Below are 23,770 nucleotides of genomic sequence, written 5' to 3'. Positions count from 1 at the left end.
TACGTCTTGTTCTTTGCTGTAGTTGTGGCACTATTTTTTAGAAAGGACTCTTAACCGTCAACCCTAGCAACAATGTCGCCAATCAACTCGGCAGAAAATAACGTTTTAGACAGGTACTGCTGACCTCCAGATTTAGCCACTAGAATGAGCCCTAAATCGGTTTCAATTACCCTTTTGATATCGGTCCACAATAGCACTGTTTTCGTATAGGGGTTCTGCGTTTGAACTCCGTCTTCATTTATGTTTAATTTCACTTCACAACCGGCACTTTTCCCCCACATCTGCCGAGCTAACCACCAAGCTCTCCGAAAGCGAATGTGGATCAGCTCCAGTACGCCCAAAGCAATTGACATACTCGCTACAAACTTATAATGCTCAGAAAAAAAGAGTAATGCCGCACCAGAAGAAAACAACAATGCAGGGAATAAAAAGTTGGGCTTGGGATTTTTCCCATGGGGTAACGACTGATCAAAACATTCAGCAAGATATTCACGAGACAATGTAAATTGGGTATTAAAAGGTTGCATAGAAGCCGCTAATTATGAGTACGTTGGTATTTATTGCTTTAGGCCACAGCCATTAATAGGCCAAAACTGCAGCCGCTATCAAATATAGAATATCGAATAGTTAACCCAAAGAAACGCATGCTATTTCTATAACAACCTAAACACTCTTCGCTCACTTACACCTAGGCTAACACTTGAACCCGACAAAAAACTAACGGGTGTTATTTGTGTGCAAAAAGCCGTGGCCAGTCGAATATTACGCCGCCGTCAGCAAGCTTTCAACGCCGTAAATTTGTATATACAGGGGCTGATACTCGACAAGTCTATAGTACGGATTTTTTCAAAAAGGTAGACACTAGCGACGAAATTATCGGAAGTGGTTGTTATCAAAAAGCAACTACTTTTTTCGAATCTATGACTATCTAAGCGGCGGTGTGGGTAAGTTTTCTCACACCAAACGTTGAACCTATGAGCTATTTTTCACATTAGATTTTTCCGGACTTGCGTGACTAACCTGCCCACTTGTGCCCTTGTCTATTTGCTGGATAGACCCACCTGAATTTAAAAAGGCAGCCGTTTGCTCCTCAATTGAAATGCGAACGCTGGCATTAGTTACTGAGTCTTTGGTAGATTTCTTGCTCATTATATCCTCCAAGATAAATATTGGTCTAAATGCCCACTTCGATAGTCTCTAGTAGCAAATTTAAGCCCAGACCTGTAGTAGCGAATAGGGAAATTCGATTGTCACTATCACCATTAAAAAACAACGATTGAAATTAACGCCATCACTAAATACCGCTTAAAAAGCGCGGCAAGTGCAGTGGAACATAGGGGTAACATGGCGCTGCACCCCAAAGCGAGCGTAGCAAGCGGCGCTTGGTTGACGGTATGATTACGCCCAAGTACCATCATATACCTATATTTGATATTCAAGGTACCCCAACATGCCAAAAAACACCAGTATGACCCTTGGAGACCACTTTGACGGCTTTATAGCCCAACAAATAGCCGAGGGTCGTTACGCCTCCGCCAGCGAAGTAGTTCGTGCAGGCTTAAGAGTACTAGAGGGCAGCGAGCAAAAGCTTGCCACACTCCGGCACTTGCTTGAAGAAGGCGAAAAAAGCGGCGCTGCTGAATATCGCTACGAAAGCTTTATGAATGAGCTGGATGACGAGCTGAGTTAATGGGTACATTTCAGCTTACCAAGCTCGCTAAAAGTGATTTGAAATCTATTGCAGCCTATACTCAACGCAAATGGGGCAAAGAGCAGCGTAAAATGTATATGCGGCAGTTTGACGAAGCTTTCCAATTGCTTGCCGATACTTCCGAATTGAGTAACGCCTGTGATTATATAAAAACCGGCTACCTAAAATTTCCCGTTACAAGCCATATATTTTTTTACACAATACTTCCTTCCTCTCACACTAACGTTATACGAGTTCTTCATAAGAGAGTGGACACCAAGCCATTACTAATTGAGGCATAATGCCGCAAAACAGACGAAAGACATTCAGGGTAGGGCGTCCATCGCCGCAGGATTTCGCCGCGTAATTATGCATGGCCTAGGTAGCTGTTTTTGCTGAACAGCCTAGGATGTAACACCTCCACAATCAGAACACCTCCATAACACTACCATCAGCATTACCAACACATAGCCCAAGGCTTCACCCGAAGGCCCGTATTTTCGAGTACCCACACCACCTAAGCCAAGCATTTAGATGTATGCTACCTGCACATTGGCAATCAAGCACCTGAAAAGAGAATTTATGAGCAACTTAATGAAAGCAGTTCAAATCAATAGTTTTGGTGACCGCAACGTATTAATGTTGAATGACATCGCCATACCAACGCCCGCCGATAACGAAATACTCATCAAAGTAAAATCGGCATCCGTGAACCCAGTAGATTGGAAAATTCGAGAAGGCTACTTACAGCCAATGCTTAATCATCTATTGCCATTAACATTGGGCTGGGATGTTTCAGGTGAAGTTGCTGCCATTGGTAAAAATGTAGATAACCTCAAAGTAGGAGACGCTGTATATAGCCGTCCGGATATAACCAAAAACGGCAGCTATGCCGAATATCAGACCGTGGCGGCTGATGAAGCTGCGATTAAACCTAACTCACTAACCTGGCAAGAAGCGGCCGGGGTACCATTGGCCGCATTAACGGCATGGCAGTCGCTCTATGAATTTGCCAAATTAGAAGCAGGCGAGCGTGCGTTAATTCACGCAGGTTCTGGTGCTGTAGGGCAATTCGCTATCCAGTTAGCAAAACTCCGTGGCGCTTATGTTTATACAACAACGTCGTCAAGAAACACAGAGCTGGTAAAGAGCCTCGGTGCCGATCAAACCATTGATTATAATAAGGAAGACTTCTCGGAGTTAAAAGATATTGACGTTGTATTCGATACCATTGGTGGTGATACGCAAGCGAACAGCTGGAAAACATTAAAAAAAGGTGGACGCCTGGTTTCCGTTACGGAAAATCCAGATCATGCTATTGCGACTAAACATGGTGTCTCTGCATCTTTCTGCTTTGTACAGCCGAACCGAGAACAACTAGAGAAGCTAGCAGAGCTTGCTGATGCAGGTAAGTTAAAAGTTAACATTGACAGTGAGTTCACGTTAGATCAGGTAGCAGAAGCGCACGACCGCAGTGAAACGGGTCGCGCGCAAGGTAAAATTATAATCAACGTTTCAGCGTAAATAACTGCAGTGATAATGATATGCCCAAGTATTTATTGGGCATATCACCTAAATTGGAGCTGCGCGGGGCTTACTCTTCGTCGTGACTACGCTATGCGCGTCATGCGTAATACCACCAGGTGGTGTTACATATCCATATGGCTGAAGCTCATGGTTTGAGTGAGCTAACTTTTGGTCTAAGCGCACCCCAAAAAAGATCGCTTAATTTATAAATTAGAAGAACCTACCCGCGAGGCTGTAAAGAATACTTTAGCAAAACCATTCTCTACATATTATGATAAAGGGAATAACCCAGATATAACAACGAAGCGTCGCTTTAGGCAAAAAAAAATTTAGCTTTAGAGAATAGTAGTGATAAAAAATTCTGATTTAGTCTGGTTTTATATACTCATGCAATTTCGCCTGGAGGCGGATATGGGACGGTTCATCGCTAGCAGTAAACAACGTAGGTTTGACTTGTCTAGAAAGAATGCACGTATCGCAGCTGCGCGAAGCTCGCAAGCGTTGTGAAAACCTTATGAGGGCATGAAGAGCATCAAGCCGCCTGCGTGAACCGCTCTTCCAAGTACCGAATAATCGCTTTGGATTCATACATCCAGTTCACGTCGCCACTGCTGTCGATGATTTTAAGGCAAGGCACTTTGAGTTTACCACCGCCGTTAACCAATTCATGTTTTGCCGTTTCGGAACGTTTGGCATCGCGTGTTTCGATCGGCAAAGCGTGCCGCTTCATCGAGCGTCGAACTTTTACGCAAAAGGGACAGGCCTTGTACTGATAAAGAGTTAAAGCTTTGGCCTGCTCATTAATCGCGGTTTGCTGGTGATCGCTACGACGCACACTCTTGGGTGTTGTCAGCCAATCGATAAGTAAAATAATGGCGCCCAGTAGCTTGTGAATGATCGACATATTCCAACCTTTTAAAGTGTGCTTGCTTGGGTGAATCAAAAAACAATGAGAGATAAAAAAATGGCCGTCCCTGACTCGAACTCCGGGTCTGCGGATTATGTGGCCCGTTAGTCTGGAGCTTTAGGCGGCGTATTCTACGTGATACAAGTAAGGTATGACCAGACTCATACCAGACTCATACCAGATTCCTTACTAGCAGGGCCTATAGAGCGGGGCTTTTAACAATCTGAGTTCTACGCCGTGCCAAAATGTGTCCAGGGAACTAACACTCGCGGACATCCACACTAACACTTGAACCCCGCCGCAAACCACTGTACATTACAACAGCAAAAAGAAACTCAAGGAAGCAACAAATCTCCCTAGAAGCCACACCCTACTACCACTCGGCTTTGGCATCCTGCGTCGCTCTACCTCCTGCGTCCTGCAGTCGTGTACCTCTCGCTGTGTACGCAGAGCCTTTCTCTGTGGCCTTGATGCGCTAACCGGCAAAGATTACGAATACCGCCGCCAATGGGTTGAAGACCGTATTCTATTTTTGGGTGAGATTTTCTGCATTGACGTGTGTGCCTACGCCGTAATGAGTAACCACCACCATGTGGTGCTACACATCAATCTGGCTGAAGCCCAAAGCCTAACGGACCTAGAAGTATGTGAACGCTGGCACAAGCTCTACAAAGGCACCCTCTTAACTCAGAAATTTTAGGGGTGAGCTACTCGACGAAGCCCAATGGCTTGCCGTTAAAGAAAAGCTGGATCAATGGCGGCTTAAACTAGCCAATATCAGCCGCTGGATGTGGGCCTTAACGAGCCCATTGCCCGCATGGCAAACGCCGAAGATCAATGTACAGGACGCTTCTGGACAGGTTTTTGCTCCTGCAAAACCTGCAATTCCAACATCCATGTTGGTCAGCGCTGGTTTAAATCACAAGCTTTGCTCGATGAAAAAGCCTTAGCCGCCTGTATGGCCTACGTGGATTTGAACCCCATTCGAGCCAAAATGGCCAAGACCCCTGAGGAATCTGAGCACACCTCCATTAAACGCCGTATTGATACCCTAAAAACAGATAATTCAAAGCAATTAAAACTCGCCGAATTTGTGGGTAACCCAAGAGAACCCATGCCCCAGGGCCTACCCTTTCATCTACAAGATTACGTGCAGCTTGTAGATATTACCGGAAGGGCTATTCGTGAATACAAGCGTGGCTTTATCGACAATAACTTGCCTCCCATTCTTGAGCGCCTCAATATCTCCAGCCGTGAATGGCTTATACTGACCACCCAGTTTGAATCTAAATTCAAAAGTTTGGTTGGCTGTAAGGAGAAGCTTATGCTTGCAGTAAAGGCGTTAGGACTGCAAAGAAGACCGGCTTACGCCAATTGTGAAGCGGTACTCCACTAACATTCCCAACCGATATTAAGCCCCGCCCCACTTCCTCCCCAAGAGAGGATTAAACTCGTTCGAAATCTGGCTATTTTGGCCATTTGTCGCCTATATGTGGCACACAGGTAACGGGGACAAATAACAACGTACTAGCCTACAAATCTACTAGCTATTCGGCTGTATTTTTTCTTAATATGGCTGTCTTATATCTTCTTTATATCTTCCACGTTACACGTTATACAATCTGTAGATTCATAGTCTTTGTATTTAACTGGATCTTTGTTTTTTAGCTCACTACAAACCTCTGATTACCCCCCCGGGTTAACAGGGGGGGTGTTACCAAGATTAACCGGACTCAGTAGCTGTTATAGAGAGTATGTATCCATTTACTCGTAACATCGTCATCAAAACTAAAAAAGTACGATGTAAAATTCGAATCGCCTGTTACAAAAAGGTGGGCGTCGGGTATTTTATTACTCGGAATAGTGTAGTGCAGGTACGGAACAAACTCATTAGTAAAGTATTCATAGTAGAAGGCTACATCTTCACCCTCTATTCTTTTAGAGAGCCTATATAGCTCGCCACTTTGGGCCAATGCAGCAGCAAAAACTTCAGTTCCTATCGCTGGCCCATAGCCGCCATCGAAGCTCACGTTAAGCTCTGTAATTGCATACCTTTGTGTAAACGAACTGTCTACGAATTTATTGAGGAACAGGTGATCACTATTTGAGGCTGTAAAAATTTTTCCACTACTACATTCGCTATGCGCGCGAATTGCCGAGTCTTGCAATAGAATTTTACCCACTGCGCCATTATAGGCCAGCTGCTGAACATACACATCGCACTCATCATTCAATCCGTAAAAAGCGTGCCCGATAGGCGAAATCTCTAGGGGCACCGCACCCAGAGCTACAGTAGCGCCGCTATCTTCGAAGGTTTCTACCTGCTCCCCAGTCGCGGCTTCCAACCAAGTGTCACCAACATATAAAAACGCTTTTCCACTAGCCCTTAAGTACTGAATGTCATTTACATTATCAAGCGGTACAGATTCATACATTCTTTCACCAGTACGCAGGTTCCACGCCTCAATTGTTTGGGTTGCCTGATTATCGGTAACGAGAATTTGACCGTCGTCTGAAAACACGTACTGGGTTATCTCTGCCTCTGCAGTAAAAGACAATGGTGTCTCGTAGTTGTTTGTATGCAGGTTAAGCCTTTGCAATTGATTGCTATCTGGTTCCCCCATATAGAGATAGGGCAAAAGTTTGTCGGTAGTAATCGGGATTAAGTCGTCAGCGATTTGCTTCTCTTTGTTGTACTCAAACTCGCTAGCTTTGTACACAACTAACTGCACTATGGCCGGTGTAATACTCTTGTTATCCAGTGCAGAAACAATTATGGAAGCGCTATGTATACCAGAGACCAATCCATCCGTTGCAAGTGTATAAGAAACACTATCTCCATCCTGTAAACCGAAACTTATCCAGTCTTGATCTGCCGTGGCTTCCAGAACGATCTCTTGCTCAGGAAAATTACCAATAGCTATATTGCCTGTTAGCTCGCTTTCTCCAGAATAGCTTCCGTGGGCGAGCGCATAGTCACGTGCATGAAGCTTAAATCCATCGGCTTCTAGTGCTACATTTATTTCCCAGTTAATAGGAGCACCAGGAATATCTAGCGTTAGAGCAAAGGTTTCGTTGTATAGGCCGTCTAACAGGTTGATGTCGGCCGGCGAAATAAACAAATCCAAATCTTGGGTTTGCCCCGACGTTTTGCTGGCAACCAACCAGTCAGGTAACCCAGACAATCGCCAAGGAACTATCGCCCCCTCCTCAAAGCTAAGAGCAATTTGCTGCTCCATGCTGCTTACGAACGTTCCCTTGGTAAACTTGAAACTAGCTCCGTCGTGATCGTAACGTAATACAGGCGCATTCATTGTGATGCTAATGGGTAATGTTTCTTCAATCTCACCGCTCGCCGCTGTAACAGTACCACTATAATCACCGCCTACATCAAACTGCGACTGATCGTAATGCACTTGAACCGTTTGAGAACCGGTACCCGAGCTTGGCGAAAACGATATACCCGGCAAGTCAGTGCCAATAACCCAATCGAGATGTGTTGAAACCTGTAACTCTGAGGGCCTATACACGCCCCAAATCTTACTAAGGCCCAGTATCGTTGGGTTAAGCCTAATGCCGTTCTCTATGAGCACCCGATTATTGGATACCAAGCCACTGGAATCGGTAGCGCTAACCGTATACGCAATATCAAGGCTACCCACCGGCGCCACTCTGTAATCAATAGTGGCCGAGACAGTCTGGCTGCCGCTGCTACTGGTTGGACTCAGCCGAACCCAGTCCTCAGTTTCAATGGACCAAGGTACATTGGCGTCGATAGACATAATCCAGCCGTTAGACGTTATGGAAACATCGGTAACTGTCAGCCTAGACTGAGGACCCGTAGAGCCGGTATTTGCGGAGCTGCCTCCACCGGACGATGAACCGCCACCACCACAAGCCATTAACACAATTGAGATCGCCAGAAAGGCGCAAACACGAAGCTTACTCCGCATAATAAGTCCCTACATTGTTATTATTTTATTTGTAACGCGCTGTCTGGTGCACGCTATCCTGCCTTAGCCATTAGCTGACACAATAACACCATACCAGTGATTACGGAAAGACACGCGCCATTAAACCAAACACTTGTGGACATCCACACTAACACTTGCCTCAAAAATTTTTTCTCATTAGACGTTCTGCAAGAGCTGAATCCCGCTCGCGCAAAATCTCTAATATTACCCCCCTTTGAGGGTTTTCTAGCTTGGCAGCTATGCACCGCGAATTTTTGCCAGCCCTTGGGAGGGGAAAATATAGGCAGTTTTTACAACTCTTTTTTGTAGAATCTGGCTGCCAAAAATTAGTCCCCTACGTGCTTTAAAAAAACATAAAAGCCAGCACTCATTGAGCACTGGCTTTTCGCAAAATGATTAGCACTACCCTCTTACATAAAAAACTGCGTGTAAGACAGATAAGCAACCCCAAATTTACTTACTTCCCACAAATAACGCCACTTAATACGGGCACACTTGCGGTATCGCCGCCATTAGCTCCATTAAATCCAAAACTCACGCTTTCACCGGGCTGAATGCTTGCATTCCAGTCAAAGCTGGCAGCGTTATAAGGCTTAGTGCCTGACAAATTGGCATTCCACACGTTGGTAATTGTCGAACCATCGGTGTACTCCCAGGTTACATCCCACCCGTTCACAACTTCGTCGCTGTTGTTGGTAATGGTGATACTTCCCTGAAACTGTTCGCCCCATGAGCTGGCAACGACGTATTCGCAGCTGGTTGCTGGTGCCGATTCTTCCAAAGTTAACCATTGACTAAGTTGTACACCGTAGTTTGAATCTAAAACGTAAACAACGATTCTTACTTCACCGGCTTCCTTGAAATGTTCACTGTATTCTATTTCGCCTGCGCCGGTATAGATTGCACCGTAGGCTCCGCCACCTATCGTGTATAACAAAGTAGGGACGTTGCCGTCGGCATCTGTCGCTGTCGCTTTACAGGTAACCACTAGCCCATCAGCAACACAGTTCAACTCCCCCACTGGTGGGTAACCATTGCCAACCGCCTCAATATCTTTGGATTCGGTAACAATATTCACACCATCACTTACCGTTAAAGTAATCGTATGGGTACCGCTTTCCGCATAAGCATGGATAAAACCGCCGTACAATGTTGTGTATGCAGCGCTACCATCACCCAGGTCCCAGGTGTAGGTTAACGAATCTCCCTCCGCGTCTTCTGCGCCGGCACCACACGACATTTGGTAAGTGGAATAGCCAAAGTTAAGCTCAAAATTATCGGCGTATAGAATACCCGTCTCACACTGAATATTGACTGTTGGGGGGGTATTAGGCCCTGAACTAATTGAAATGTCGCGAGTTGCAGTTCCGGAACCTTGATCGTCCACAACCGTTAGGCTTATGGTGTAATCACCACTCGCTTCATAGGTGTGGTTCGTGAATTCACCCGCTCCGGTATTTCCATCCCCAAAATCCCATTCATACGCATTTATTTTGTTAACCGTTTGGGAAAGGCGGCTAAATGATTCGCTCGCATCCAGCTCAACCGTTAAACCATTAGTAGCAACTCTAAATTTTGCCGTAGGGTTATAGGGGTAGATTTGCGTACGGGTTAACGTTAACTCATCGGTTAGTTCACCATCACTTACAACCAATGCAATGTCATGCGTACCTTTTGAGACTGTTGGTCGCCCTGTCGGCGATGTGGACGGGCCGATAATCAACTCTCCATCGAGGTACCAAGTGTAAGTTAGAGTATCGCCATCTGGATCGGAGGAGCTGCCGGCATCCAGCATAATAGTATATCCAGATAATGTTGTCGTAAACAACGCTACAGGCGGCCTATTTTCGGTGTTTTTGCAATCACCGGATAATTGTGCCGTTGCAATATCGGCTCCGCTGACATTCGAGTACTGAAAACCAACAGTTGCCACAGCATCGGCTGCAACAGACGCATTCCAATTTTCGGCAGAGAACTGATGCAATTGATTACCTGCCACAACCGATGTTGCACCCCAGCTACTTGAAACCGTAATTCCTTCGGGGAATTCGGCGAGGATCGTTGCCCAAGTTGCGGCTTCAAAACCATTATTATGAATACTGAGGTTAGCAGTACCCCCGGATGTCCACTCGTTAGAAATCGATAGCTCACAATTGAAATTGGCATAACTTATTGTTGAAACGGCACAAAAAGTACCCACTACAAAAAACTTATACCAATACTCATTTATCTTATTGTAGATGCGCATAACAAATCCCTATTGCTACGTTGATTGATAGGTAGTTGAAGAAAAACCAAGAATTAAAGTCAGTACTCACGCCCAATCGTTTTATTTTTCTATTCAAGATTAAAGACGAATACTAGATTAACGCAGTACAGGCCTGCCACCACTGAATCAATCAATTATACGAGCAGACTTTTATATAGAAATAGCAGGCACACTTATTAACAATTTATTTTGCCATAAGCACATGGTTATATATTTCGGTTTAAAATATTAGACTAAAGTCTAATGCTCAAAAAAGAGCTGGATTTACGATGTAAGTGCAACACACCCAAATATTCCTTTTTATAGGGTGAACTGGGATACTCATGGTTTTACTCAACCGGCAAGAAGAGGAATCTCATGACGTACCACCAGCTCACCACAGAAGAAAGATATACTATAGCAACCTTACTAAAGCAACGAAAATCTCAAGCCTATATCGCTCGGGAGCTAGGTCGCTCTCCTGGCTCCATATCCCCCGAGCTTAAACGAAACCGCCGTACAGACGGAAAGTACTGTGCGGCTCGGGCAGTTAAGCGTACTTCACGTATCCGTCGCGAGTCTCGGCAAAAATGGTATTTTTCTGACCTTGAATGGCAAATGATTATTGCCTTGATTCGACTCGATTGGAGCCCCGAGCAAGTATCTCTATGGCTTGCAGCTAATAAGATTTTCAAAGTTAGCTATCCGACGGTCTATCGATATATTTGGTATGACCGATGCTGTAACGGCGACCTATACAAACACTTGCGCCAATCGAACAAAAAGCGTCGTAAGCGCTATAGAAGCGCCGATTCACGTGGAATCCTACCAGAAAAGGCTCATATCTCAACAAGGCCTAAAGCCGCTGAAAACAAAAGCCGTATAGGGCATTTTGAGATAGATACCGTTCATGGCTCCAGCGATCTCCATAGCATCGTCACCATAGTCGATAGAAAAAGCAAGTACACCATAATAGGAAAACTTGAAGCTCGCACTAAAGACGAATTAAACCGCAGAACTATTGAGCTAATTAAAAGAGAGGTTAATCAGGTAAAAACCATCACAGCTGACAACGGTACCGAATTTCACGGATATAAAGACATCGAAGATGCCACAGGAACAAAATTCTATTTCGCTAACCCGTATCACTCCTGGGAGCGCGGGCTCAACGAAAATACAAATGGACTTATTCGCCAATATTTACCAAAAGGCAAATCAATGAAACATATAACACAAGCTGACTATGATGATATCGCGTTAAAACTAAATAGACGTCCTAGAAAAATAGTAAATATGAAAACTCCGGAGCAAGTCTATGTGCGATAAAATATTTTGTTGCACTTCACTTGAAAACTCAAGTTTGTGCTCGTAAATTTACTGCCGTCTGTTTTTGTTAGATATTTAGCCTCCCATTCCTGGCGGTAGAGTATCAAATTTTGGTACATCGTTGGGTAAGATCGCCCATGATGGTGCTGATGATGCGTAAATTGACATTTTTGGATTGAACTTAATACTTTTCAATGAAGTTGCTGATACAGAGTAAAAATTACCCGCAGTTATCTCAGCACACAAAGCAGTGCTACAATTACCGCAGAACTTATAATTTACGTCTTTACCTGAATCTCCAGCCCGCGTATACGTTGAAGGCGTGCCTTTAGTAAATTTAAAATTATCTTTTGGCACCCACAGTCCAAACCATTTGTCCGATCCAGTGAGCGATTGGCACTCCTTGCAATAGCAAAAAATAGAATTGATCGGGTCGTTATAAAAGTAAAATTCAATGCCGCCGCAGCGACAACTTCCAATATGCTTTTCCACGTAATCCCCAGTATGGCTAATGGCCGACGACAATATAGTAATGAATATACATATTTAATTTCATTACCATAGATGTAGCTTCATCTTAGATCGGATTTTATATATGATAAAGAACATATATAGTAATAATCAGGGATAGCCCTATGCCATATACAGAGACGCACAAAAACAAAACCCGAGATAAAATTCTTGATAGCTCCTTTAGACTATTTGCAATAAAGGGTTTTGAGGGAGTTACAATCGATGACTTGATGAGTAACTGCGGGCTTACTAGAGGCGGGTTTTATGCGCATTTCACCAACAAAGCAGAGCTTTACCGTGAGGCACTAAAATTTAGAGCCTGCAGTACTAAACTTGCCGGCCTTAAACCAGAGGACACCACCAATAAACAATGGTTGTCTTTGCTGCTAAATACATACCTGAGCTCGGAACATGTGAATGGAGAGCGCTCTTTGACTTGTCCGTTAGCCTTCTTGGCCACAGATATCAACATGCAGGATAACGCAATAAAGACAGCTTATGCTGACGTTTACTATGGCATGAATACAGCAATTATGGAGTACGCAAGTAGTTATTGCGACTGCGACGAACAAGATATTTTGTCAGTTACAGCAATGATGATTGGCGCCGTCGCCATAGCTAGAACGCTTCAGCGTCAAGATTCGATTGAAAGCTTATTAGCAGCTTGCAGACGAGAAGCAGGTGTAAAATTGGGTGGAATATAACGCCAAGCTCTGCTGAAAACATAAGAGGAGGCGAAGCCGTAGCTTATGGTTTTCAGCAGGAGCGCCTTGTTGAACGAAGCCGCTTTGCGGCAAGTATCAAAATTCTGATTTCTCATAAACAATCCCCCTACGTACTCACATCCGAGTACGACAACTTGAGGCATTATTTATGAGAAAGGCACAACAAGCACGATTTGGTTCGCTGTACCAACGTCATATTAACGCATTGCGCCGTCAAGGCAAGGCTGACAATACCATTGACGGATACAGTCGAGCACTGCGGCGCATCACCGAATTCTTTGATCGCGTTCCCGACCGATTGACACAAGATGACCTCAAAGACTACTTCTCTTCGCTCACAAAAACCCACTCCTGGAGCACGGTCAAGGTGGACCGTAATGGCCTGCAGTTTTTCTATAAACACGTACTCAACAAGCACTGGCAATGGGTCGACATTGTTAAACCCCCTCAGAAGAAAGTTCTGCCGGATATATTAACCCTCAAAGAAATTGAGCGGATGATCAATGGCACGCATGAACGCCGCTATCAGGTATTTATACTAACGGCATTCAGCATGGGACTCCGTATTCACGAAACACTAAACCTACGCATTGGTGATATTGATGCGCAGCGCATGAAGGTCCATATCCGCCTAGGAAAGGGTAAAAAAGACCGGTTCGTCACCTTACCGCAAGCAACACTGATTCACCTCAGGCAATATTGGGCCACACATCGACACCCTGATATGATTTTCCCCGCCGGGCGCAATCACCAAGAACGCCAAAGCGCTACCAAAATCATGGACCGCGGGGGGCTACAAAAATCATTTAAAGCCATCCTAGCTTCTGTTGGTATACACAAACACGCAACACCACACACACTGCGCCATTGCTACGGCGCTTTATTGGTGGAAAATGGCGTAACCCAGCGCGCCATTCAAACGGAGATGGGACACGATTGTCCAAAAACAACGGCCCTCTATACCCAGCTAACCGACGTAACGCAAAAAGATACTGACAAGATTATTAACCGCATGGTAAATCGGCTCAATATCGTCCCTACGACGGAGGCTGAATAGTATGCTTGCCTCAATCGAACTGTCTTCCATCATCACCCAATACCTCGATCGTTTCAAACACCAATACGGGGCGCAAACCCGTGACGATCAGTGGTCTGCCATTAATGCCATCACCGGTTGCCGTACGCAACAATATGCGCAAATGACGTTTGCCTGTGATGCATGCCCCTATACCACCCAAAAACACCGCTCCTGCGGTCACCGCGCGTGTAATCAGTGCCAACACAGCGCCACATCTGACTGGCTTGAGCGTCAAGAACAGAAGCTGTTACCGGTGAATTATTTTATGGCCACGTTTACCTTACCCGAGCAATTAAGAGCGCTGGCCAAAGCAAACCCCAAAGTCGTTTACAGCTTGCTATTCAAATGCGCCGTCGAAACACTCAAGACGTTCGCGCGCAATAAAAAAGGCTTTCACGCTGAGTTGGCGATGACAGCTGTATTGCACACGCATACCCGTCGGCTCGACTACCACCCTCACGTGCATATTGTAGTGCCTGCAGGTGGTGTGCACCGTGCTCGTCGTGAATGGCGTACGCTGAAGGGGAAATATCTGTTTAATGGACGCGCCCTTGCCGCCAAATTTCGAGGCGCATTTTTACGCGCCCTATCGGAAGCAGGATTTACCGTACCGACAACATCGAAAAAATGGGTGACGCAATGCCAGCGTGTTGGCCGTGGTTTACCTGCACTTCACTATCTTTCACGATATTTGTATCGTGGAGTCATCAGCAATAAAAACATTATTAAGAATGATGGGAGTGAAGTGACATTCCGCTATACCGAAAGCAACACAGGGGATGTCAAAACGCGTACATTGCAGGGTGAGGAATTTGTGGCGCTGGTGCTACAACATACGTTACCCAAAGGCTTTAGGCGCGCACGCGATTACGGTTTTTTACACGGCAATGCCAAACGCCTACTGAAGACGATACAGTACATTTTATGCGTTGAAACACCCACACCGAACACCCGAAAAAAACCAGTCTTCAAGTGTAAAAAGTGCAAAGGCACCATGCGAGTGATTGCGGTAATCACGCCAAGTAAATCAATAAAAGCAGAAATTGACCCGAATTTTAGTTTGTTTCCAGACTAAAAAGATCAAAAGGGAAGACACCAAAGGGAATCAATTCATTCAAACTGGAGAAGCATCCATGAAATAAAATCAGTATTTTTTTATCGTCTAACAGGCGAGGCTTGCACTCGCCTTCCATAAAGACATAACGTCGACACAACCTTCCGGTTAACAAAACCCATTTTACTTATTTACTATAGAGAGAGCCTGCAGCACGGGCTCGTTCAACAATAGGATATGTCGCGGCTTCGCGCGACATATCCCTATTTGTTATGTTTTGGCCTCGATTTATTGCTTTTTTCGCCATAACGACAGAGCGAGCATTAAAGTAAATATAAGCATGAAAGGTAAATTAATTAATGCTCCTGGAGCATCACCTGCGGTTTCTACTGGCTTATATGAACCAATGTAAAACGCTCTCATCCCATACTCAATTATTCCGAATAAGTACATCAAAGGAATTAGTGCTCGATACCGTATGCATGCAAATAGATAAAGTAAGCGCCCATTAACCCGGGTAATACCCAGCCAACAATCATCAGCTCATAATGGCCCCCCCTAACCAAGGAGTCCATTATGGAAAAACAAACGCGTACCCCCCCAATTGACTGGCGGGTCGAACTCAAAGCATGGCGAGAATCTGGTTTACCACTTTCTCAATTTTGCCGAGAGCAAGGCTTGGTCGCTCACCAGCTGTCATACTACAAACGCAAGTATGAACCCCAAGCACTTAGCCCAGATGCGCAATCAACAGGCTTTAGCCAAGTTAGTGTTTTGAGCACCAATGCCATCGGCGCTGAATGTTTAAGTTTACGCCTGGCCAGCGGACATACAATCGAAGGGATAAGCACACAAACCTTACCGCTAGTGAGCGCATTAATGTGCACGCTACAATGAACGAAGTAATGCGACCCTCGCGGTCGCTACCCGTTATCTACCTTTATCGAAAGCCTGTAGACTTCAGGAAATCGTTTAATGGACTCAGTGCCATTGTTGAGCGGGAGCTGGGGCATAACGTATTTGAAGGGCGCCTTTATGGCTTTACCAACAAGCGCCGCAACAAAATCAAATGCCTATTTTGGGAAAGAAACGGTTTTGTCCTGTATTACAAGAGCTTAGCCGAAGAAAAATTCAAGTGGCCTAGGCAGGGGGATGACATTATCACCCTCAGCGGACAACAATTAAATTGGCTGCTGGATGGCTATGATCTGAGCGCGATGAAACCCCATAAAAAACTGCATTACGAAACAGTATTTTAAAAATAGCGGGGGATAATTTGGTATAATCCACGCCATGACTTCACCTCCAAATACTCAGAATGTAAGCGATAGCGACTCCACTTTTGATGAAGGTTCGTGGCGCGATCTGCTGCTGGAAAAAAATACGCAGCTCGAACAAAAAGAAAATCTACTTGACGAAAAAGATCAGGTCATTGGCAAAAAAACTCAAGTCATACAGTCGCAAAAAGCTCGAATTGCCGTACTGGAAGAGCTGCTTCGGCAACAAAAACAAAAACTGTATGGCCGCAGTAGCGAGCAACAGCCTAATCAGCTGGGGATGTTTGATGAAGCAGAAGCCATAGAGGTTGAGCAGGAAGCCGATGATGAGCCCAAGAAGAAAAAGCCCTCGGGCCGCAAAGGGCTAAATCCCACTATACCGCGTGTTCAGCACCGCATTGAACTCAGTGATGAGGCAAAAGACGGCGCTATCGACACCTACTTTGTCAAAGTTAAAGAAGAGCTGGATATTATCCCGGCACAGGTTCAAGTGATTGAACTGATGCAAGAAAAAGCGATTTTTATCGACGACGAAGATAAAAATATTGGCGGAGAAAATAAGCGTAGAATTGTTTCTGCCCCCTTACCTAAACACCCGCTACCGAAAGCTGTTGCCAGCACCAACACATTGGCCTACATCATTACTGCTAAATACATGGATGCGTTGCCACTCTATCGTTTAGAAGGCATTTTGGGGCGCTATGGTGGCAGTGTTACACGCACTACACTGGCCAATTGGCTAATACGTTTATCGTTACAGCTTGCTCCGCTAATCAAGCTAATGCGAGAGCATCAATGGAATGGTGATCTTATACAAGCCGATGAGACCCGCGTTCAGGTGCTCAAAGAACCCGGTCGGAGCGCAACCAGTGACAAGTGGATGTGGTTAACCCGTGGAGGGCCTCCAGATCATCCCAGTGTTTTGTTTGAGTATGATCCATCTCGAAGTAAGGATGTGCCGTTGCGCCTGTTAGAAGGGTTTAATGGCGCTCTGCAAACTGATGGTTATGCTGGCTACAATGCTGTGGTGAAAAAGCAGAAACTCCAACATGCTGGGTGCTGGGATCATGCACGCCGCAAGTTTGACGAAGCCGAAAAAGCAGCAAGCAAAGATTTAAAAGCTAACGCAAAATCGAGAGCTCCCAGCAAGGCCCGCATGGGATTATCGCTTATCAACAAGCTTTATCTGGTTGAGCGCCAGATACAAGGCAAAACAGCCGAAGAAAAAATCCAAACCCGACAGCAGGAAAGCGTCCCTTTACTCAACACACTAAAAACTTGGCTAGAAAAAAATGAAAGTCGGGTATCAAAAGAAGGATTAACGTGGAAAGCTATTAGCTACACCTTAAACCAGTGGGAAAAGCTGACCTTATACTGCGAGCAGGGGGAAATCCCCATCAGCAATATTCTAGCGGAAAACGCCATACGACCTTTTTGTGTTGGTCGACGTAATTGGCTTTTTAGTGATACTCCGAAAGGGGCAAATGCCAGCGCGATTTACTACAGTTTAATTGAAACGGCAAAAGCGAATGGGCTTGAGCCTTATGGTTATTTTAAGGATATGTTGAAAAAATTGCCTTACGCAGAGACGATGGAGGATCTTGAAAAATTATTGCCGTGGAATTTTAAATGTAAGGATGTCAAGACACCCTAGTTAATGGGCGCTTACTAGATAAATAACGCTTATTACTAATTGTGACAGCCCCCACAACGCAAAAATACCAATAATCGTTAACGATGCTCCTTGTGCATATGTATCAAGAGGGATTGTAGCTATAGATTGTGCCCCTCCGTCAGGCGAAAACAAATGATGCTGGCTTCGCCACAAAGTTACAGCAGTTAATAGATAAAAAAACCAAAGCGCAACCTTATTACCAAGAAAACTGTTGTCGATTTTCTTTGGTAACAATAAGCTTAAATCCAACATTTATATCTCCTTGAGCTGACAAAACGATAAAAACATAACGCCCGCTATAACCTGCGGCCAGAGTGGAGCTGGTTTTGGGCCATAATGGCCGTAGGCCATGCCCAAAGACCAGTGTAGCTTTGGACGTCAGGTTGATAGCTTTGTTAGCTTTTTCTTTTATTTTCAATATGTTACACCTTATAGCCAAGTCACGAGACACAGTATATACTATTCGGTATATACCACCGCATTGAGGGATTTGTATAATGCTAAACCAAATTGCCAAAATTTTTATGAACGGGCGAAGCCAAGCTGTGCGCCTACCCAAAGAGTTCAGGTTCGATTGTGACGAAGTGTACATATCTAAGCAAGGTGACAAAGTTGTAATTTCTCCAACCAAACCTACGTGGGACGACTTTTTTTCTCAGGCTTCGGCTTTTGACGAAGACTACTTAAGTGACCGTGAACAAGGCGCCCCTCAAGAGCGAGATTTTTATTAATGTACATGCTCGACACCAATACCTGTATATTTGTTTTAAAGAATCGAACTACCGAGCTGAAAAATAAGTTTAAAGCCATTAAAAATATTTCTATTTCCACGGTTGCCTACGCGGAGCTTTGTTATGGTATTGAAAACGGCGATCCAAAGCTTAGAGAAGAACGTTACAATCAGCTAGATATATTTACTCAAAGAGTACTTATAGATCCTTGGGATGAAGAAGCCGCTCGACACTACGGACTAATTAGAGCAATTTTAAAACGGCAAGGAAACATTATTGGTAGCAACGACTTATTTATTGCCGCGCATGCGCGCAGCATTAATGCTGTGCTCGTAACAAATAACACTAAAGAATTTTCCAGAATTCCTGACCTTACTCTCGAGGACTGGATTTAAGCTAACGAGGCTGTAGAAAATTTCGGGTTTGACCGTCACTTTTTTGCGCCTCTGAATTGTTTTCTGAGGCGTTCATTATATGACCACAATTATGAATCTAGCTAATCTTCACATTGCCTGATCGACAAATGATCGAATATTGCCATATAGGGCGCCATTTGGCCCTTTCTATCCCTCTATGAGGCATACCTCCATAACTTCTCGGCATTATGTACCATACAATACAACTGCCATTGCGCCGTCACCTTGCTTTCCCCTCGCAAGCTCAATTTGTCTAAACCTTTGTTGCTACAAATATTCCCAAAGACCGGTTCGATTGTATACATTCGCTTGCTATACATTTTTTTACCATCATCACTATCGATGATCTTTTTCATTTTATCTAACTGTGTCACTCTTCTTTTCGATTCGATTAAAACTGATATTTGTCGCCCCTGACTTTTGACTTCTTTCTGCATACATTGCTCTTGCAATGGGCATTCTCGGCAGTCTTTCAAATAACCTCGGAATCGCATGTGGGGTCCACTTTTAGTTTCGAAATCATCACCCAAATAGATCATCTCTTTACCATTAGGACACACAGCTTCCTTCTTAACAAAATCAATTACAAACTCGCTACCCGGAAAGACGTCTCTTGTTTTTTTGTTATCTGTTCTGGTTTCCTGCCGTTTTTTCTTGTGCGCTTTAAACGTTTCTGAGTCCGAATAAACCGGGTCTCTCATTCTAAATTGATTGTCTGGTATGACAGATTTAATATTCTCATCGTGCAAAAACTGTAGGTTATCTTCACTACAATATCCTGTATCAGCTGTTAATACACATCCAGCGGAAAATACATCTTCTTCAAATTTGTCTTTAATACTCTCGACCATCGGTTTCAACGTAATCTGTTCTTGACCGACACCAAAGGCTCTTGCTTCAATAATAATCTGATGCTTCTCGTCCGCAGCAGTCACACAAGCCATTCATTGAATTGTGCCTTTACTAGTGGTCATTTTACACGACTCATTATCCGTGATGTTACTCTGTACCTCTTTCTTACTTTTTGAATGCCCTATACGAGGTTCATTCTCAGCCAGAAAACCATCAATTTTATCGGCTGTCTTTAGCAAGGTTTCTACCGTTTGCATATCCTTTTTATAATGGCCGCTTTGATTATTCTTTGTAGAGTCCGATTCCAGGTGCTTATCCACGATTCTTTCGGCTCTAGCACGCATCTTAGTAGACTTCTTTTCCAGCTCAGGATGGGTTCCACTCCATTGCTTGGAAGCATCGGTAGGAAGCTTGCATCCGTCAATAGCAAAATGCTCCTTACCAATTAAACCACTCTCATCGCAAATGAGTAGAATTTTGTGAAACAACTCCTTAATTGCCTCACAATTACCCGAGACGAAATTTGCAATAGTTGTAAAGTGTGGCGTGGTACCAACAGCCAGGGCCATGAACGTCAAATCAGTTGTGCATAGCTTAGCAATCACTCGACTGGAGGTGATTCCTCGATAATAGGCACTAAAGATAACGCGAAGGAGAAGCTCAGGAGGGTAGGCCTTGCGGCCAACATTACTATTTTTATATCGACTGAGGAAACCATCAATAATTTTGTCTGTATTCAGAAGAGTATACATATAGAAATCAAAATTATCCGTACCAAGCTGGTCAAGGAAATTGATATCCAGAAAAACGGTTTGATTTATATTTGTATCGATGAAGTTGGCCATATCCGCCTCAGTAAACTGCTGAAGTGACATTTTACTATGAAAATCGGCCTAGATCCCGAAGGAGATCTATTTTTCTACAGCCTGAACGCCAGTATCACACGCAAAAACTGCGGCGTGTAGTTTGTGTAAAATGGGCGAAGCCCTTGCACAAACGGAGCGACGCAGTTTTTGTCGTGTGCATACTTTTGTTAGGCTTTTCTGTTTGCACGTTTGTATTTAGCCTGGTAGTCACGTCTTTGCTTTGTGACTTCATAAAGGACTATACCCGTAGTAGTGGCCAAATTTAAGCTCTCTATCATGCCGAACATTGGTATTGATACGCAAAACTCACTTCGTTCTACTACAATATCGCTTATACCTCGAGATTCATTCCCGAACCACACTGCAAGCTTCGGTTGAGTATAGTCAGCCTCATGAAGTACAAAGTTGTCTCTTCCCTTGACGTGAGGCGAAGTTACTACAGATGTAAATCGATTTTTCTCGAGATGCTCTAAACATTCTTCAGTGCTGTCAAAACGCTTAACAAAAGTCCATTTTGAAGCGGATACCGATATCTTTGAGAGTGATTTGCGTTCTCTTAGTTCTTCCCAGTCATCAGGTAAGGACTTACGAGAATCTACTACATATATTTTTTCTACGCCAAGAGCGTTTGCATTTCTAATGACAGATCCAATGTTTTTTATATCCATCGGATTTTCTAAAACTGCAATTAGATTTTTACATTGGTATTCTTTAATTTCATCCGCTCTCTGACGAACTGTACTCTTTGAGTTATCCATTTTTCTCTCGGTGATACTCTCGGTAGCCTAACGCTGCTATAAGCAGCCGTAATGGAGGTGATTGTTTTGTGCTAGCGTTAGCGGCCAGCACAAAATCAAACACCGGAATGGAGGTCTGCTTGATAGCCTGGTTATACGTTTTCTACTTTTTCAAATATTCCAAAATAATATGCACCAATACACCCAAGTAAAAACAGTACCCAGCCAGCGGTTTCGGCATCCAACTCTTTCAGCACGTTAAAACCCGTGAATGAATCTATCATGAACGACATAAATGCAGGCAAAGCTAGAACCATAAACCACATCGATTTACCGCCAGGCTTCACTGCACCCGCACAGTATGGACAAACCCGCACACTTCTAGAAAACTCATACCACTGCGGCTTCTTCTTAACTGGCCTTCGACCGAGTTGGTTTAATGTAGTTTTCTCGCCACACCAAGGGCATATTTTTTTTAGCACTGAACCCTCCTTGACGTATAACGTCGCCATGTGGCGCCACTTTGTAGTTGATTTGATTTGTGCTATCAAAGCACAAATTGAAGCGACGGAAAAGTGGTCGCTACGATGGCCTTGTTAGAAGGCGCACCTCAAGAATTGCTCTGGTACTTCGACAGTGCAATTTCAATTTCTCTCATATTTTTACTCGTACCAATATACGTCGTACGCCCAGCAAACATAATAGAAACACAAGTCGATTTAGGGGCGTCCGAGTATTCATCGTCCAAACAGACGCACCCAATACCTTGGGACTTTGTAGACTCGTACTTTATCCCCCAGCATTGTCTTATAAGTATATACGCATCATTACTTTTTTCGATGGTAAAGCTGAGCCCTTTTGTCATTAGGTATATAACCAATGACCCTACAGCTAAAATTTCCCAAGTGACAACACCAAATACAAAGGGTAAGAATACCAATGGTAGAAATAGTATCGGCATTAAGATAGCGCTCGGCGAGTCTTTTCCTGAATATATCACCATACTTTTCTTGGGTTTCTAACGCCCCTAAGCAGCGGCGTATTTTTGTGCTTTGGAGCGAAGCGACAGCAAAAATACGTCCTGCTGGCTTGGCTTGTTAGCATTTGTGCACTTTTAATAGATTTAGCATGTTTTGTTGTACCTCTTCCAATGTGCCTACATACCCTCTCTCAGCCAAATCAAGGTCATCCCAGTAGCACGCCATTTCTTCTGAAGGAGGCGCCATTGGTGCTATTTCTTGGAGGAACATGTCGTATAGCCCTCTTGCGACACGCTCATAGTTTGGTTGACTTGAAGATAAATTATCGTAAAAGTACCGAAATATAAGTTTTGCAACGGTAGTTTTTTCATTCGACCTACCAAAACATCCAAGTGCCTCAATTATCGAATTTAAATCTTTAGCCAGTGAAACATCAAATAACTCTACAGGTGGCTCGTCCATCTTCTCAATGAGAGCATCTGCCCAAGTAACAACCTCTTCCAATGATAAAACACCATGCCTAAGTGCAAACTCCTTTGCATTTGATTCGATTACTAGATTCATATTGATAGGATGCTAACGCTAAGCTAATTTGCGTTTTGGTTGCAGTGGAGTTTTATGCAAAAATGGCCGGTGGCCATGCATAAAACGGAGCGAAGACCAAAACGTCAAATTGAGCGCATTGTTAAGACTACATACGGTATGCATTTAATTTTGAGTCCCAATTTACGTCATAGTCATCCATATGAACGTGCCAATCTCCTCGGCCCAAGGTATTTCTAACTTCTGTTAAAAACTCAAGCCAGTGAGAAAACGCACCCATCATTTCATTCTCGTCATCAACAGGTAAGGCAGCCGAACCTTCAATTCTTACTGCGCCCTTTTTTATTGGATCGTAGAAGCTAAAAGACTCACCAGAAAACCCAATACCAGTCTGTACGTATTTTTCAACTTCAGAATCTTTGGAAAACTTAGCTAGAATTACCGTGAGCTTCTTAGCCTCCTCGGCTGTTAGCGCGAGCTTTAAGTCGGCACTCCCGTATACTGTATTAGACATAGACAACTCTGAAAATGTTAAAAGTATTAAAATTATAAGAAGACGACGCATATATTTTCCCTAGGGGTCTTAACGCCGCCAGCAACTGCCGGAGTGAGATGGCTGCTTTTTTGCGCTTTTTTGCAAAAAAGAAGACA

Annotated in this window: 27 protein-coding genes; 13 read left to right on the top strand and 14 right to left on the bottom strand. The window is 44.1% G+C overall.

Features of this window, described 5'->3' with window-relative positions:
• Nucleotides 1-50 precede the first annotated feature (50 nt).
• Together H5336_RS11845 and H5336_RS11840 are read right to left on the bottom strand one after the other, a co-directional pair.
• On the bottom strand, nucleotides 51-527 hold the full coding sequence (locus H5336_RS11845; protein ID WP_185234408.1) for a YcxB family protein: 477 nt from the start codon (nucleotides 525-527) through the stop codon (nucleotides 51-53).
• A 445-nt stretch (nucleotides 528-972) separates the two neighbouring features.
• A complete protein-coding gene (locus H5336_RS11840; RefSeq protein WP_185234407.1) occupies nucleotides 973-1,149 on the bottom strand; it encodes a hypothetical protein in 177 nt (58 codons plus the stop codon).
• A 301-nt stretch (nucleotides 1,150-1,450) separates the two neighbouring features.
• Between H5336_RS11840 and H5336_RS11835 the strand changes: the two genes are divergently transcribed.
• The 3 genes from H5336_RS11835 to H5336_RS11825 all read left to right on the top strand — a co-directional run bounded on the left by H5336_RS11835 (nucleotide 1,451) and on the right by H5336_RS11825 (nucleotide 3,214).
• Entirely contained in the window at nucleotides 1,451-1,690 is a 240-nt protein-coding gene (locus H5336_RS11835; protein WP_185234406.1) for a type II toxin-antitoxin system ParD family antitoxin, read from the top strand.
• The gene (locus H5336_RS11830) at nucleotides 1,690-1,992 is read left to right on the top strand and encodes a type II toxin-antitoxin system RelE/ParE family toxin (protein ID WP_185234405.1); all 303 of its coding nucleotides are present in this window, start codon (nucleotides 1,690-1,692) and stop codon (nucleotides 1,990-1,992) included. The genes H5336_RS11835 and H5336_RS11830 overlap by 1 nt, the downstream gene beginning before the upstream one ends.
• 280 nt (nucleotides 1,993-2,272) lie before the next feature.
• Nucleotides 2,273-3,214 carry an NADP-dependent oxidoreductase gene (locus H5336_RS11825; protein ID WP_185234404.1) on the top strand — a complete coding sequence of 314 codons (942 nt, stop codon included), beginning with the start codon at nucleotides 2,273-2,275 and terminating at the stop codon, nucleotides 3,212-3,214.
• 535 nt (nucleotides 3,215-3,749) lie between these two features.
• On the opposite strand, the gene H5336_RS11820 is transcribed toward H5336_RS11825, so the two are convergent.
• Nucleotides 3,750-4,121, bottom strand: a complete 372-nt coding sequence (locus H5336_RS11820) for a glutathione S-transferase N-terminal domain-containing protein (protein ID WP_185234403.1) — start codon at nucleotides 4,119-4,121, stop codon at nucleotides 3,750-3,752.
• Between the two features lie 793 nt (nucleotides 4,122-4,914).
• Between H5336_RS11820 and H5336_RS22995 the strand changes: the two genes are divergently transcribed.
• Entirely contained in the window at nucleotides 4,915-5,520 is a 606-nt protein-coding gene (locus tag H5336_RS22995) for a hypothetical protein (protein ID WP_313557009.1), read from the top strand.
• 337 nt (nucleotides 5,521-5,857) lie between these two features.
• Here H5336_RS22995 and H5336_RS11810 read toward each other — a convergent pair whose 3' ends face one another.
• Together H5336_RS11810 and H5336_RS11805 are read right to left on the bottom strand one after the other, a co-directional pair.
• Nucleotides 5,858-8,077: a BACON domain-containing protein gene (locus tag H5336_RS11810; protein WP_185234402.1), complete on the bottom strand. Its 2,220-nt coding sequence runs from the start codon at nucleotides 8,075-8,077 to the stop codon at nucleotides 5,858-5,860.
• A gap of 478 nt (nucleotides 8,078-8,555) precedes the next feature.
• Entirely contained in the window at nucleotides 8,556-10,346 is a 1,791-nt protein-coding gene (locus tag H5336_RS11805) for a cellulose binding domain-containing protein (RefSeq protein ID WP_185234400.1), read from the bottom strand.
• 378 nt (nucleotides 10,347-10,724) lie between these two features.
• Between H5336_RS11805 and H5336_RS11800 the strand changes: the two genes are divergently transcribed.
• Nucleotides 10,725-11,672, top strand: coding sequence for an IS30 family transposase (locus H5336_RS11800; protein ID WP_185234398.1), 948 nt, complete (start codon nucleotides 10,725-10,727; stop codon nucleotides 11,670-11,672).
• A 75-nt stretch (nucleotides 11,673-11,747) separates the two neighbouring features.
• Here the strand turns inward: H5336_RS11800 and H5336_RS11795 are convergent, their stop codons facing one another.
• Nucleotides 11,748-12,164: a GFA family protein gene (locus H5336_RS11795; RefSeq protein ID WP_185234396.1), complete on the bottom strand. Its 417-nt coding sequence runs from the start codon at nucleotides 12,162-12,164 to the stop codon at nucleotides 11,748-11,750.
• Nucleotides 12,165-12,307: 143 nt separating this feature from the next.
• Between H5336_RS11795 and H5336_RS11790 the strand changes: the two genes are divergently transcribed.
• From H5336_RS11790 to tnpC, 6 genes are all read left to right on the top strand, one after another.
• Nucleotides 12,308-12,889 (top strand): TetR/AcrR family transcriptional regulator, encoded by a 582-nt coding sequence (locus tag H5336_RS11790; RefSeq protein WP_185234394.1) that lies wholly within the window; start codon nucleotides 12,308-12,310, stop codon nucleotides 12,887-12,889.
• 169 nt (nucleotides 12,890-13,058) lie between these two features.
• Entirely contained in the window at nucleotides 13,059-13,967 is a 909-nt protein-coding gene (locus H5336_RS11785; protein WP_185234392.1) for a tyrosine-type recombinase/integrase, read from the top strand.
• Between the two features lie 13 nt (nucleotides 13,968-13,980).
• Entirely contained in the window at nucleotides 13,981-15,063 is a 1,083-nt protein-coding gene (locus H5336_RS11780) for an IS91 family transposase (protein ID WP_446697316.1), read from the top strand.
• Nucleotides 15,064-15,618: 555 nt separating this feature from the next.
• Nucleotides 15,619-15,939, top strand: coding sequence for an IS66 family insertion sequence element accessory protein TnpA (tnpA, locus tag H5336_RS11775; protein WP_185233959.1), 321 nt, complete (start codon nucleotides 15,619-15,621; stop codon nucleotides 15,937-15,939).
• A complete protein-coding gene (gene tnpB, locus H5336_RS11770; RefSeq protein WP_185233961.1) occupies nucleotides 15,936-16,301 on the top strand; it encodes an IS66 family insertion sequence element accessory protein TnpB in 366 nt (121 codons plus the stop codon). The genes tnpA and tnpB overlap by 4 nt, the downstream gene beginning before the upstream one ends.
• 34 nt (nucleotides 16,302-16,335) lie before the next feature.
• Nucleotides 16,336-17,973 (top strand): IS66 family transposase, encoded by a 1,638-nt coding sequence (gene tnpC / locus H5336_RS11765; protein ID WP_221628031.1) that lies wholly within the window; start codon nucleotides 16,336-16,338, stop codon nucleotides 17,971-17,973.
• Here the strand turns inward: tnpC and H5336_RS11760 are convergent, their stop codons facing one another.
• Together H5336_RS11760 and H5336_RS11755 are read right to left on the bottom strand one after the other, a co-directional pair.
• Nucleotides 17,974-18,246 carry a hypothetical protein gene (locus H5336_RS11760; RefSeq protein ID WP_185234389.1) on the bottom strand — a complete coding sequence of 91 codons (273 nt, stop codon included), beginning with the start codon at nucleotides 18,244-18,246 and terminating at the stop codon, nucleotides 17,974-17,976.
• The gene (locus H5336_RS11755) at nucleotides 18,191-18,412 is read right to left on the bottom strand and encodes a hypothetical protein (protein ID WP_185234387.1); all 222 of its coding nucleotides are present in this window, start codon (nucleotides 18,410-18,412) and stop codon (nucleotides 18,191-18,193) included. Before H5336_RS11755 ends, H5336_RS11760 begins: the two co-directional genes overlap by 56 nt.
• A gap of 79 nt (nucleotides 18,413-18,491) precedes the next feature.
• Between H5336_RS11755 and H5336_RS11750 the strand changes: the two genes are divergently transcribed.
• Both H5336_RS11750 and vapC read left to right on the top strand, forming a co-directional pair.
• Nucleotides 18,492-18,725 carry an antitoxin gene (locus tag H5336_RS11750; RefSeq protein WP_185234385.1) on the top strand — a complete coding sequence of 78 codons (234 nt, stop codon included), beginning with the start codon at nucleotides 18,492-18,494 and terminating at the stop codon, nucleotides 18,723-18,725.
• Entirely contained in the window at nucleotides 18,725-19,120 is a 396-nt protein-coding gene (vapC, locus tag H5336_RS11745) for a type II toxin-antitoxin system tRNA(fMet)-specific endonuclease VapC (protein WP_185234383.1), read from the top strand. The genes H5336_RS11750 and vapC overlap by 1 nt, the downstream gene beginning before the upstream one ends.
• 176 nt (nucleotides 19,121-19,296) lie before the next feature.
• Here the strand turns inward: vapC and H5336_RS11740 are convergent, their stop codons facing one another.
• The 6 genes from H5336_RS11740 to H5336_RS11715 form a co-directional block, all read right to left on the bottom strand.
• A complete protein-coding gene (locus H5336_RS11740; protein ID WP_185234381.1) occupies nucleotides 19,297-20,076 on the bottom strand; it encodes a transposase in 780 nt (259 codons plus the stop codon).
• A gap of 9 nt (nucleotides 20,077-20,085) precedes the next feature.
• The gene (locus tag H5336_RS11735) at nucleotides 20,086-20,838 is read right to left on the bottom strand and encodes a transposase (protein ID WP_185234361.1); all 753 of its coding nucleotides are present in this window, start codon (nucleotides 20,836-20,838) and stop codon (nucleotides 20,086-20,088) included.
• A 188-nt stretch (nucleotides 20,839-21,026) separates the two neighbouring features.
• Nucleotides 21,027-21,617, bottom strand: a complete 591-nt coding sequence (locus H5336_RS11730; protein WP_185234379.1) for a TrmH family RNA methyltransferase — start codon at nucleotides 21,615-21,617, stop codon at nucleotides 21,027-21,029.
• A 131-nt stretch (nucleotides 21,618-21,748) separates the two neighbouring features.
• Entirely contained in the window at nucleotides 21,749-22,078 is a 330-nt protein-coding gene (locus tag H5336_RS11725) for a hypothetical protein (RefSeq protein WP_185230343.1), read from the bottom strand.
• A gap of 615 nt (nucleotides 22,079-22,693) precedes the next feature.
• Entirely contained in the window at nucleotides 22,694-23,140 is a 447-nt protein-coding gene (locus H5336_RS11720) for a hypothetical protein (protein WP_185234377.1), read from the bottom strand.
• Nucleotides 23,141-23,267: 127 nt separating this feature from the next.
• On the bottom strand, nucleotides 23,268-23,633 hold the full coding sequence (locus H5336_RS11715) for a hypothetical protein (RefSeq protein WP_185234375.1): 366 nt from the start codon (nucleotides 23,631-23,633) through the stop codon (nucleotides 23,268-23,270).
• Nucleotides 23,634-23,770 lie beyond the last annotated feature (137 nt).

The sequence above is a fragment of the Teredinibacter franksiae genome (assembly GCF_014218805.1).
GTDB classification, from domain to species: Bacteria; Pseudomonadota; Gammaproteobacteria; order Pseudomonadales; family Cellvibrionaceae; genus Teredinibacter; species Teredinibacter franksiae.
Note: the sequence above shows the minus strand (reverse complement) of the source record. Positions and strands in the feature narration are given on the sequence as shown.